The sequence below is a fragment of the Alkalibaculum bacchi genome, assembly GCF_003317055.1.
Classification (GTDB): domain Bacteria; phylum Bacillota; class Clostridia; order Eubacteriales; family Alkalibacteraceae; genus Alkalibaculum; species Alkalibaculum bacchi.
Map to the genome: position 1 here is coordinate 1 of NZ_QNRX01000014.1, position 11,876 is coordinate 11,876.

Sequence of the window (11,876 nt, forward strand, 5' to 3'; positions counted from 1 at the left end):
TTGAATATCACCAAAAACAAACAAAAATGGGTTCAAAATGTAATATTATCGTGTCCAAACGTGGCATAAAAAGCTTATTTTCACACAATCTGACGACCCTTCCAGTCATTTTATATAGCGACTGTTCGTATCTAAAATGCTTTAACATAGAAATTAGAGCAAAAAAAGAAGAGCGCTGATTGCTCTTCTTTATTTTTTAGACTGAATTTTATCATTTTCAGATGGTGTCTTATAGATAGATTCATTAGAGAATTTGGTGACACTTTTTCTTGCTCGTGGAAGTGAAGTAAGAGTACCAGGTCCGCCGATACAGCCGCCTTCGCAGGCCATACCTTCTATTAGACATCCATTTTTCTTGCCTGCCTTGGCTTGTTTCATGAGTTTTACACAATCATGTAAACCATTGGCACTTTCAATTTCTATCTTTTTATCTGGATCTAATTCTTTGATCATAGCTTCTACAGCGCTAGCTACGCCTGTAGCTATTGCGTATCCTCTTCCTGTGACAGAGGCATCTTGAATTTCTTCGTCTACTTGGATTTCAGATGGCTCAATGTCTTTTGCAATAAACATACCCATGAGTTCTTCAAAAGTAATAACAAAATCTACATACTCAGCTACGTTTTCTTCAAGTGCTTCTAGTTTTTTAGAAATACAAGGTCCAATAAAAACCACAAGAGCATCTGGATTGTTTCTCTTAACATATTGAGCTGCGTATACCATTGGACTTGAAGAGTCCGAAATATACTGGTATTGATCAGGATAAAACTTTTTCACCATAGAACTCCACGAGCTACAGCAACTTGTCCCCATATAGGGTCTGTGCTCAGGTACTTCTTCAATAAATTCTTTTGCTTCGTTGACAGTTGTAATATCTGCACCTAAGCTTACTTCGACAACTTCAGTGATTCCAAGTTCTTTGATCGCCTCTACTACTTGTGAAGGACTTGTCAATGCACCAAACTGTCCTACAAAGGATGGAGCGATGATACCATAGACTTCTTTTCCACTTTGAATGGATTTGATTAATTGATAAATTTCAGACTTATCAGCTATGGCACCGAATGGGCATTCTTGTATACATCTTCCACAGGATACACATTTGTCGTGAAATATTTTTGCTCTACCTAATTCATCACTACCAATGGCGTTTACACCACAACCAGCAGCGCAAGGCCTTTCGTATTGAGTTATAGCTGCATAAGGGCAGGCACTAATACATTTGCCACATTTAATACACTTGTCCTGATGGATAAAGGCTGCATTTTTTTCAATACTCACCGCATTTGTAGGGCACACATTAGTACATGGATGTGCAAGACATTTTCTACAATTGTTTGTAACCCATACAGTCTTTGTTGGACATGCTTCACATGCAAAAGGAATCACGTTGACTAGAGGTGGCTCATAAACCCTATAATCTAGATTAATTTTGTCAATACCTTCTTCAATAGGTCCCATATTTGCTGCACTTCTTACATCTAAACCCAAGGCTAAACGGAGTCTTTCTCCAACTACAGCTCTCTCTCTAAAAATACTCTCTCGGTATGTTGCCCTTTCACCAGGCAATAAGGCGTATGTTGAATCTCCTAATTTGGTCAAATCGCCATCTTCATAGGCCAATCGAGCAATTTCTGAGAATACCATCCTTCGAATATTTATTACATCAACGTAACTTTCCTTCATCTAAACCTCCATGTAATACTTTTATTCTTTTCTGGCTGCCTCCAGAATCCTAGCCATTACCATCTGGCTGTGAGCATTGTTAATCACTTCGCCATCGATAAAGACTTTAGGATAAACATCCCCTTCATCCTTACATCTATTGTTGCATTTTACTAGTGATACTTCTAATTCGAAGCCTTCTGCAATCTCCATATCTTTTAAGACGGTTTCCTGCAAATCCTCAACACTTTGTATAATATGATCTGCACCGAACATCGTACATTTAGACCCCACACATATTTCTAATTTCATTATTTTGCCCCCTTAGATTGAATGATATTAGTTATATTATAAACAATATCGAGCAATTAAACTACTAGATTATTATATTATTGACAATTTCTTTTCATCTATTCACTCGTATTGTAAATAATATTTTCAATCCTAAGAAAACTTATTATATACAAAACTGATTTGTAATTCAATGTATTATAATGCATTTTTTATACAATGATTAGATGGTTAGTCGTTTAGTTCGTTGGACTGGAAAAAACGAAAAAGCCGAATACTGAAAGCTGAATGCGGAACTTTAAAGGCAGTGTAGAATTGAAAATGTAAAATACAGGATTTTAAAGTGTAAAGTAAGGAAAAATCATTGTTTGAGTTGATTGATTAAGAGGAATATATGGTATACTATACAAAAGAAATTTAAAATATGGGGCAGGAGAATTTATGATGAAAGATTCAATTATACTTGTAGATGAGAAGGCAATGAAAAGGGCATTGACTAGAATCGCTCATGAAATTATTGAGAAAAACAAGGGTGTAAAAAACTTAGTTATTATTGGCATAAAGACAAGGGGAGTACCTCTCGCTCGTCGCATAGCAGAAAACATTGAAAAATTTGAAGGAGAAAAAATTCCTGTAGATGTATTAGATATCACATATTATAGAGATGATTTAGAGAAAAAGACAGAACAGCCTCGTGTAAACAATGCATTGAAAGTAGAAGTAAAAGACAAAACAGTAGTCTTAGTAGATGATGTTATTTATACAGGTAGAACTTGCCGTGCAGCCATGAATGCGGTTATGGAGTATGGTCGCCCACAAAAAGTTCAATTAGCTGTTATGGTTGATAGAGGCCATAGAGAATTGCCCATTCGACCAGATTTTGTAGGAAAAAACCTGCCAACGTCTAAGGATGAAATTGTACATGTTCTGACAACAGATATAGATGGAAAAGACGAAGTCGTTTTGACGAAACAATAATTTGAAACGATTGTTAAACAATCGTTGAACAATGGTTAAACGGTTGGAAAGCAATCATTTCAAACCGCTCACTCCTATAGACGAGCTTCCGCTTTCCACATTCCACTTTCCGCAATACAACTGAGACACTGAACTATAAATTCAGTGTCTTTTAGGTAATATAATAATTTTAAAATACATATAGAAACAGGAGAACTTATGATTACTACAATTATTTTTGACTTTGATGGAACTTTATTAGAAACGACAGAATTGGTAAAAAACTCATTTAAACACATATGTCAGGTGTACAATAAGGAATATAATGAAGAATATATCTTATCTACTTTTGGAGAGCCACTAGCTAGTGTTATTAGTAGGGATTATAAGGAATACGATGTAGATGAGGTTTTAAGAACCTATAGAAATTATCAAGAAAAGCGGTTTGATAATGAGGTCAGTCTATATGATTCAGTATATGAGACCTTAAAATACCTATATGAAAAAGAATATAAATTGGGTATTGCTACTTCAAGGCTTAAAGATAGTACTCTTAAAGCACTAGAGCAGTTTGATATTGCGCATTTTTTTAAGTGCATCATTACTGCAGATGATGTAGTTAATCCAAAGCCTCACAAGGAACCTCTTGAAAAGGCTATGATCTTATTAGATAGCAAACCAAAAGAGACAATGTATGTAGGAGATGCAAGTATTGATATGATTTGTGCTCAAAATGCTGGTGTACTACCCGCCCTTGTTGGTTGGCAATCAAACTCTATAGAACTAGCAAAAGAGCATGGAATTAAACATTTATTGTCTACTATGAAGGATTTGATTTCTATTGTCCAAACAAAATAATGTATAAAATATTCTTCGACATATTACGAGAAAATGCTTGTAAATTGTTGTTTGATTCTTTATAATGTTCTTTATATGACAAGAGGCAAGAGCCTTCTCATTGTTTTTACTAGAAAGAATTTTTGACCATCTCTTTTTTAAAGAGTTTATAGCCATACGGACAGCTGGGTCAAAAGCCGGAAATGGCAACTTTGTTGCCTTATTGGTTGAGTGTTACGCTCATTTTGATAAGTTGGCTAATAATAGCCAGGTGTATCGCAGCACATTAAACTTGTGGATCAATCAATAAGAGTAGTAAAAGTAATTCTTTGCTATATAAACTCTTAGCCTCTGAGGACAAAATTTATGCTACTATTTCTATGTGGCAATAGAGTTTTGAATTATTTTATTCGATTGAAGACCAAGTTTATGTGAGTAACATATAAACTTGTTTTTTTTATGCGAAAAGCTGAAAGCGGAAATTCGCCTGTGGCGAGAAATATTTTACAATTGTTTAATGATTGTTGAACTACCGTTCACCATCGTTCAACAAAGCGTATGATTGTATATAAGGAAGGAAATAATAAATAGTGTTCTTGCGTATTTAACGCTATAAGCCTAGTCTTATCCTACTAATAGAAAGAAGATTGATAAATGGAAAAAAAACTTAAACTATACGGATTTAATAATCTAACAAAATCATTAAGTTTTAACATATATGATGTCTGTTATGCAAAAAGTGCTGTGGAACAACAAGAGTACATAGCTTATATCGATGAGGAATACAATTCAGAACGTCTTACGGGCATTTTGACTTCTTTGACGGATATGATTGGGGCTCAAGTACTAAGTATCTCAAAGCAGGATTATGATCCAGAAGGGGCTAGTGTTACAATTCTTATTGCAGAAAAGGCTATAAATAGCCTGAGAATGCGAGGAGATGCCGTAGTAGCTCATTTAGACAAAAGCCATGTAACCGTTCATACTTATCCAGAGTATCATCCGGATACCTTTATCGCTACATTTAGAGTCGATATCGATGTAGCCACTTGTGGAGAAATTACTCCATTGAGTACCTTAGATTTTCTGATTGATAGCTTTGATTCAGATATCATTACAATGGATTATCGAGTAAGAGGGTTTACAAGAGATGTAAATGGGGAAAAATTATTTATGGATCATGAGATCAATTCCATTCAGGATTATATTGCAAATTCAACACTTGAAAAGTATGAAAAAGTAGATATCAATGTAAAAGAAGCAAATTTATTCCATACAAAAATGCTTTTAAAAGAATTAGAACTAAAAAACTACCTCTTCAACAAAAAGGAAGAGGAATTATCTATAGATAAACGAAATGAAATCAAAGATAGCTTACGCAAAGAAATGCTCGACATATACTATGGTCAAAATATAAAATAAAGGCAGGTGACAGTAGTGTTTATTGAAAGACAAAGAAAAGCCCCTATCTACGAAGCTTTAAAAAGATTCAAATCAGAAAGAGTAGTTCCATTTGATGTACCAGGTCATAAACAGGGCAGAGGCAATCCAGAGCTGACGAATTTTTTAGGCAAACAGTGTATGGAATTAGACGTAAATTCTATGAAACCTTTGGACAATCTATGTCATCCTATATCTGTAATAAAAGAAGCAGAAGAGTTGGCGGCAGAAGCTTTTGGTGCAGCTCATGCATTTTTTATGGTCAATGGGACTACATCAGCTGTTCAAAGTATGATTTTGAGTGTGTGTAAAAGGGGAGAAAAGATCATCCTGCCTCGAAATGTGCATCGTAGCGTAATCAATGCACTTATTATCTGTGGCGCAATACCTGTTTATGTCAATCCACAGACAGATGAACGGTTAGGGATTTCTCTTGGCATGAGACTTGAAGATGTCAAAAAAGCAATTTTAGAAAATCCAGATGCCAAAGCCGTTTTTGTCAATAATCCAACCTACTATGGTATCTGCTCAAATATTAAGGAAATCTCAAAGTTAGCGCACCAATATAATATGTATGTTTTAGCAGATGAGGCTCATGGAACTCATTTTTATTTTGGCAAAAATATGCCTACAAATGCTATGGCTGCTGGAGCAGATATGGCGAGTATCAGCATGCACAAGTCAGGTGGCTCATTAACCCAAAGTTCTTTTCTGGTTATTGGACCAAATATGAGTGAAGGATATATAAGACAGATTATCAATTTAACTCAAACAACGAGTGGCTCTTACTTGCTTATGTCTAGTTTAGACTTGTCTCGAAAAAACTTGTATCTAAATGGTGAGGATATCTTCCAAAAAGTATGCTCCTTAACAGATTACGCGCGGAAAGAAATCAATGAAATAGGGGACTATTACGCTTATTCTAAAGAAATCGTCAATGGAGATTCTGTATTTGATTTTGATCATACTAAGCTTAGCATTAACACTTTTGACACAGGATTAGCAGGTTTAGAAGTATACGATATTTTAAGAGATGAGTATGGCATTCAAATAGAATTTGGGGATCTTGGAAATATATTAGCTTATATTTCGGTGGGGGATAGACAACGAGATATAGAGCGTTTGATTAGCGCATTAGCTGAAATAAGACGCCTTTATAAAAGAGATAAATCCGGAATGTTAAAAATGGAGTATATCAGCCCACAAGTAGCAACCACTCCTAACGAAGCATTTTATGCAGATACCAAGTCCTTGCCTATTGGAGAAACAGCAGGTTATATTTGTGCAGAGTGCGTTATGTGTTATCCACCAGGTATTCCAATACTCGCTCCTGGAGAGCGAATAACAAGAGAAATTTTAGATTATATAAAGTACATCAAGGAAAAGGGCGGTTCTTTAACAGGTCCTGAAGACTTAGAATTAGAATATTTAAATGTTTTAAGCTAGCTAGAAACAGAAAGGAGGGGTATTATGAATCTAGTATTTACAGAAAAGCACACAGAAAATGTTGGTTTATCTATAGGAGTAACACGTCAGCTTTATTCTGGACAAAGTGAATTTCAACTAATAGAAGTCTTTGAATCAGAAGATTTTGGGCGTTTTTTAGCCTTAGATGGATTTATGATGTTAACGGAAAAGGATGAATTTATTTATCATGAAATGATCGTCCATGTGCCTATGGCCGTTCATCCCAATCCTCGAAATATCCTCATTATCGGAGGAGGAGATGGAGGAGCAGTAAGAGAGCTATGTCGCTATAAAAGCGTAGAGCACATCGATTTAGTTGAAATTGATGAGCAGGTAGTGCAGGTGTGCAAAGAGCATTTGCCAACAGTAGCTTCTGATTTAGATGACTCTAGAGTCAAAATTCACTATGAAGACGGTTTACGCTATATTAGACGTTTTACGGATTACTATGATCTTATCATTGTAGATTCTACAGATCCTTTTGGTCCAGGAGAAGGGCTGTTTACAAAAGAATTTTATGGCAATTGCAATAAGGCCCTAAAAGAGGATGGCATTTTATCTAATCAGCATGAGAGTCCCTTTTATCCATTAGATGCCTCTGCCGTTCGTCAAATACACAAGAGGGTGATTACTAGTTTTCCATTGTGCAGAGTGTATCAGGCTCATATTCCTACTTATCCTTCTGGTCATTGGTTGTTTGGATTTTCCTCTAAGAAATACCATCCTGTGAAGGATTTAGATTGTCAAAAGTGGGAAGAACTAGGTCTTAAAACCCGGTATTACAATACAAAATTGCATAAAGCATCCTTCGCATTGCCTACTTATGTAGAAGAACTAATCAGGGAAGTGGAGTAAACTATGGAGAAGTTTCTTGGATGTGAGACAAACTATGAACAAGCAGATATCGTAATTTTTGGAGCTCCCTTCGACTCTACTACAAGCTTTCGGCCAGGAACTCGTTTTGCTAGTAGAACCATGCGAGCAGAATCCTTTGGCTTAGAGACTTATAGCCCTTATTTAGATGCAGACATGGAAGACCAAAAGGTTTGTGATGATGGAGATTTAGAATTGTGCTTTGGTGATCCAAAGTCAGCATTAGACGCTATCGAAGAAAAAACAGCACAAATCTTAAAGGATCATAAATTGCCGGTTATGATCGGTGGAGAGCATTTAGTCACTTTAGGTGCACTTAGAGCTGCTCATAGTAAACACTCGGATTTGCATATTATCCATTTTGATGCCCATACAGACTTGCGAAATGATTATTTAGGAGCTACGCTCTCTCATGCTACGGTTTTGAGACGAGCTTGGGATTTGGTTGGAGATGGGCGGATTTTTCAGTTTGGTATTCGCTCAGGGGAAAGAGTTGAGTTTGAATGGGCAAAAGACCATGTACACTTACAAAAGTTTGATTTTATGGGACTAGAGGATGTCATTATGTCTTTACAGGGCAAGCCCATCTATTTTACTTTAGATTTAGATGTATTAGACCCATCTGTTTTTCCAGGTACAGGTACTCCTGAACCTGGGGGAGTGAATTTTTTACAATTGTTAGAGGCAGTGAGAAAAGTATGTAAACTAGATATTGTAGCCTGTGATATCAACGAGCTGTGTCCTGTTTACGATCAAAGTGGAGTTTCTACTGCCGTAGCTTTAAAAATTATGAGAGAATTGTTGTTAGAATTGAGTATTAAAAACAAATGATATTGGAGGTAGAAAAATGGGAAAAGCATTAATAATAGGTTGTGGTGGCGTAGCAAGTGTTGCAATTCACAAATGTTGCCAAAATTCAGAAGTATTTGAAGAAATTTGCATTGCCAGTCGTACGGTTTCAAAATGCGATGAACTGAAGGAGAAACTACAAGGTGGAAAGACAAAAATATCTACTGCAAAAGTAGATGCAGATAATGTAGACGAGTTGATCGCATTAATCAATGATTTTAAACCTGATGTAGTTTTAAATCTAGCACTACCATATCAAGATTTGACCATAATGGATGCTTGCTTAGCGACAAAGACAAATTACGTAGATACAGCAAATTATGAGCCTCTTGATACCGCTAAATTCGAATACAAATGGCAATGGGCATATCAAGATAAATTTAAAGAAGCAGGCATTACAGCTCTTTTAGGAAGTGGTTTTGACCCAGGAGTAACAGGAGTCTTCTCTGCATACGCTATGAAACATTATTTTGATGAAATACATGAGATCGATATTTTAGATTGTAATGGTGGAGATCACGGTTATCCATTTGCGACAAATTTTAACCCTGAAATCAATATACGTGAAGTAACCGCAAATGGAAGCTATTGGGAAAATGGGGAATGGATTGAAACAGAGCCGATGGAAATTAAAAGGGTTTATGATTTTCCAGAAGTGGGCACAAAAGACATGTATCTTCTTCACCACGAAGAACTAGAAAGTCTAGCCTTAAATATTAAGGGAATCAAACGAATCCGATTCTTTATGACTTTTGGACAAAGCTATCTTACTCACTTAAAATGCTTAGAAAACGTAGGGATGACTTCTATTGAACCAATTGAATTTGAAGGAAAGCAAATTGTGCCTTTACAGTTTTTAAAAGCTGTTCTTCCAGACCCTGCATCTTTAGGACCTCGTACAGTAGGTAAGACGAATATCGGTTGCATCTTTAAAGGAATAAAGGATGGAGAGCCAAAAACTTATTATGTATACAATGTCTGCGATCATCAAGAATCGTATAGAGAAGTTGGAAGCCAAGCCATCAGCTATACTACAGGCGTACCAGCTATGATCGGAGCTATGATGCTCATGACTGGAACATGGAAAGGCGAAGGGGTATTCAATATCGAACAATTTGATCCAGATCCATTTATGGAAGCCTTAAATAAATGGGGACTTCCTTGGAAGGAAGACTTTAATCCAGAGTTGGTGGACTAATGAAAGATCGTTTTTATGATCTACCTACACCTTGTTATGTAGTAGATGAAAAAAAAGTGATTTCTAATCTAGAGGTACTAAAAGATGTTATGGATCGCAGCGGATGCAAGATTTTACTAGCACAAAAGGCTTTTTCTATGTTTAGCATGTACCCTTTGATTTCAAGATATCTATGTGGTACAGCAGCTAGTGGGCTTTATGAAGCCAAACTAGGCCATGAACATTTTAGTGGGGAAAATCACGTATTTTCCCCTGCTTATAAAGAAGAAGAATTTATTGAAATCGTAGAAATTTGCGATCATATTATTTTCAATTCCTTTTCTCAGTGGCGAAAATTTGGTCCTCGTGCTTTAAAAAAAGAGCGCTCTTGCGGACTTCGGATTAATCCTGAATGGTCTACTCAAGAAGGACATGAAATTTACGATCCCTGTGCTACCGGTTCTCGTTTAGGTACAACTATTGAACATTTTTATCCTGACCAACTAGGAGATTTAGAAGGACTTCACATGCATACATTATGTGAACAAAATTCGGATGATTTAGTAACCACTCTTCGAGTAGCAGAAGAAAAGTTCGGTTCTTATATGAAGCAGATGAAGTGGATTAATTTAGGTGGCGGTCACCATATTACGAGAAAAGATTACGATATAGAAACTTTAGTTTCTGAGATTATTCGAGTTAGAGAAAAATATGATGTAGTGGTGTATTTAGAGCCTGGGGAAGCAGTCGTTCTAAACACAGGATATTTAGTGACTACTGTTCTAGAGACCATGCACAATAAAATAGACATTGCTATATTAGACACTTCAGCAGCTTGCCACATGCCAGATGTACTAGAAATGCCCTACCGACCAGAAATTATTGGCGCTAAACTGCCAAATGAAAAAAAGTATACCTATAGGCTCGGAGGTCCAACCTGTTTAGCAGGAGATATTATCGGCGATTATTCTTTTGATGAACCCCTTAAAGAAGGAGATAAACTAATATTTTGTGATATGGCTCATTACAGTATGGTTAAAAACAACACCTTTAATGGTATGCCACTACCTGCTATAGCGATTCAAGGAATAGATGGAGAAAACAAAATCGTACGCCAATTTGGTTATGAGGATTTTAAGGGAAGACTTTCGTAAAGGCTGAAAGCTGAATGCGGAAAGCAGAAAAAATTAGGGAACGACGCTCGCGTCGTTTCCCCTAATGGGCACCACTGGTGGCTATTAGCTTTACATAAAATTTGCAGCAAAGAATGTGCAACTGCAAAAGCCCCTAATGTGTTTTTTGTATATTATAGTTTATAAATCTGTAGCAATGGAGACCTAAAGGAATACCCTAATGCTAGAGACTAATAGGCTAGTGTCTAGCGACTAAAGCATTTAATGACAGCCGTGCTCGTGTGCAGCACAGGCTACTCCAGAGTCTATTAGTGTCCCATTGATATAAGCTAATGCTACTTCTCTTACATCACCAGAACATCCCCGTATTACTTTTATTCCAGAGCGATTTAAGACGTTTACAGCACCTTCACCCATATTGCCTGCAAGCATCATGGTAACGTTCATTTGAGCTAATTGCTGTGCAATATTTGACTTACATCCACAACCTTCAGGTGATGTAATCGTTTCTTCAGATATAATCTCTTTGCCTTCTATTGTGAAGACTGTAAAGTACTCACAATGCCCAAAATGATCATCAATTCGATTTTGACGAGATGGTAAAGCAATTTTCATAGTAAACCCTCCTAAATAGTAATAAATTAATTAGATAATAGATACCACTTTTTCAATATATTTGCTATACTATAATTATAGTAGCGTTATTGACATATGTCAATAAATTTAATAATTCATTTTATAAAAAACTTATTTAAAATAGGAAATAACACATAATCGTTTTAAATAAATTAGGAGGTAATTATGCCAAGACCAAAAAAATGTAGAAGAGTTTGTTGTCTTCCGGATAATAGCAAATTTGGACCACTTGACGTAGAAAATGATGAGAATAATCACCTTATTATGGCCGTAGATGAATATGAGACCATAAGGTTAATCGACTTTGAGGGATTGAATCAAGAAGAGTGTTCTCTTAGGATGAATGTAGCTCGCACTACAGTACAGGCTATCTATAATAATGCTAGAAAAAAGCTTGCTGAATTTTTAGTAAATGGCAAAGTCCTTCATATTGCTGGTGGGGAATATCAATTATGTAATGAGACCATCAAGCCATGTGGCAAATCCTGTTGCAGTGAAGCGAAATGCAAACAAAAGTTTTAATAAAAAATCTTTAATGAATTAAACTTCTT

Annotated in this window: 12 protein-coding genes; 9 read left to right on the top strand and 3 right to left on the bottom strand. The window is 36.1% G+C overall.

The window, feature by feature from the left end; translation table 11 throughout:
• Positions 1 to 189: 189 nt before the first annotated feature.
• On the bottom strand, positions 190 to 1,686 hold the full coding sequence (locus tag DES36_RS10450; RefSeq protein WP_113921149.1) for a 4Fe-4S dicluster domain-containing protein: 1,497 nt from the start codon (positions 1,684 to 1,686) through the stop codon (positions 190 to 192).
• Between the two features lie 21 nt (positions 1,687 to 1,707).
• Positions 1,708 to 1,977, bottom strand: a complete 270-nt coding sequence (locus DES36_RS10455; protein WP_113921150.1) for a hypothetical protein — start codon at positions 1,975 to 1,977, stop codon at positions 1,708 to 1,710.
• A gap of 423 nt (positions 1,978 to 2,400) precedes the next feature.
• Between DES36_RS10455 and pyrR the strand changes: the two genes are divergently transcribed.
• The 8 genes from pyrR to nspC all read left to right on the top strand — a co-directional run bounded on the left by pyrR (position 2,401) and on the right by nspC (position 10,710).
• Positions 2,401 to 2,934 carry a bifunctional pyr operon transcriptional regulator/uracil phosphoribosyltransferase PyrR gene (pyrR, locus tag DES36_RS10460; RefSeq protein ID WP_113921151.1) on the top strand — a complete coding sequence of 178 codons (534 nt, stop codon included), beginning with the start codon at positions 2,401 to 2,403 and terminating at the stop codon, positions 2,932 to 2,934.
• A 198-nt stretch (positions 2,935 to 3,132) separates the two neighbouring features.
• Complete coding sequence (locus tag DES36_RS10465) at positions 3,133 to 3,771, top strand: HAD-IA family hydrolase (RefSeq protein WP_113921152.1); 639 nt, start codon at positions 3,133 to 3,135, stop codon at positions 3,769 to 3,771.
• Positions 3,772 to 4,404: 633 nt separating this feature from the next.
• Positions 4,405 to 5,172, top strand: coding sequence for an adenosylmethionine decarboxylase (speD, locus tag DES36_RS10470; protein ID WP_113921153.1), 768 nt, complete (start codon positions 4,405 to 4,407; stop codon positions 5,170 to 5,172).
• A 15-nt stretch (positions 5,173 to 5,187) separates the two neighbouring features.
• Entirely contained in the window at positions 5,188 to 6,636 is a 1,449-nt protein-coding gene (locus DES36_RS10475; protein WP_423230758.1) for an aminotransferase class I/II-fold pyridoxal phosphate-dependent enzyme, read from the top strand.
• Positions 6,637 to 6,660: 24 nt separating this feature from the next.
• Entirely contained in the window at positions 6,661 to 7,512 is an 852-nt protein-coding gene (gene speE / locus DES36_RS10480; protein ID WP_113921154.1) for a polyamine aminopropyltransferase, read from the top strand.
• Between the two features lie 3 nt (positions 7,513 to 7,515).
• On the top strand, positions 7,516 to 8,361 hold the full coding sequence (speB, locus tag DES36_RS10485; RefSeq protein ID WP_113921155.1) for an agmatinase: 846 nt from the start codon (positions 7,516 to 7,518) through the stop codon (positions 8,359 to 8,361).
• A 16-nt stretch (positions 8,362 to 8,377) separates the two neighbouring features.
• Positions 8,378 to 9,577 carry a saccharopine dehydrogenase family protein gene (locus tag DES36_RS10490; protein WP_113921156.1) on the top strand — a complete coding sequence of 400 codons (1,200 nt, stop codon included), beginning with the start codon at positions 8,378 to 8,380 and terminating at the stop codon, positions 9,575 to 9,577.
• A complete protein-coding gene (gene nspC, locus DES36_RS10495) occupies positions 9,577 to 10,710 on the top strand; it encodes a carboxynorspermidine decarboxylase (protein WP_113921157.1) in 1,134 nt (377 codons plus the stop codon). Before DES36_RS10490 ends, nspC begins: the two co-directional genes overlap by 1 nt.
• A 240-nt stretch (positions 10,711 to 10,950) precedes the next feature.
• Here the strand turns inward: nspC and DES36_RS10500 are convergent, their stop codons facing one another.
• On the bottom strand, positions 10,951 to 11,304 hold the full coding sequence (locus DES36_RS10500) for a NifB/NifX family molybdenum-iron cluster-binding protein (RefSeq protein ID WP_113921158.1): 354 nt from the start codon (positions 11,302 to 11,304) through the stop codon (positions 10,951 to 10,953).
• Positions 11,305 to 11,490: 186 nt separating this feature from the next.
• On the opposite strand from DES36_RS10500, the gene DES36_RS10505 reads away from it, so the two are divergent.
• Complete coding sequence (locus DES36_RS10505) at positions 11,491 to 11,847, top strand: DUF134 domain-containing protein (RefSeq protein ID WP_113921159.1); 357 nt, start codon at positions 11,491 to 11,493, stop codon at positions 11,845 to 11,847.
• Positions 11,848 to 11,876: the final 29 nt, after the last annotated feature.

Coding starts and splice junctions, on each gene's coding strand:
- DES36_RS10450 (WP_113921149.1), bottom strand. CDS start 1,686: ATGAAGGAAAGTTACGTTGATGTAATAAATATTCGAAGGATGGTATTC.
- DES36_RS10455 (WP_113921150.1), bottom strand. CDS start 1,977: ATGAAATTAGAAATATGTGTGGGGTCTAAATGTACGATGTTCGGTGCA.
- pyrR (WP_113921151.1), top strand. CDS start 2,401: ATGAAAGATTCAATTATACTTGTAGATGAGAAGGCAATGAAAAGGGCA.
- DES36_RS10465 (WP_113921152.1), top strand. CDS start 3,133: ATGATTACTACAATTATTTTTGACTTTGATGGAACTTTATTAGAAACG.
- speD (WP_113921153.1), top strand. CDS start 4,405: ATGGAAAAAAAACTTAAACTATACGGATTTAATAATCTAACAAAATCA.
- speE (WP_113921154.1), top strand. CDS start 6,661: ATGAATCTAGTATTTACAGAAAAGCACACAGAAAATGTTGGTTTATCT.
- speB (WP_113921155.1), top strand. CDS start 7,516: ATGGAGAAGTTTCTTGGATGTGAGACAAACTATGAACAAGCAGATATC.
- DES36_RS10490 (WP_113921156.1), top strand. CDS start 8,378: ATGGGAAAAGCATTAATAATAGGTTGTGGTGGCGTAGCAAGTGTTGCA.
- nspC (WP_113921157.1), top strand. CDS start 9,577: ATGAAAGATCGTTTTTATGATCTACCTACACCTTGTTATGTAGTAGAT.
- DES36_RS10500 (WP_113921158.1), bottom strand. CDS start 11,304: ATGAAAATTGCTTTACCATCTCGTCAAAATCGAATTGATGATCATTTT.
- DES36_RS10505 (WP_113921159.1), top strand. CDS start 11,491: ATGCCAAGACCAAAAAAATGTAGAAGAGTTTGTTGTCTTCCGGATAAT.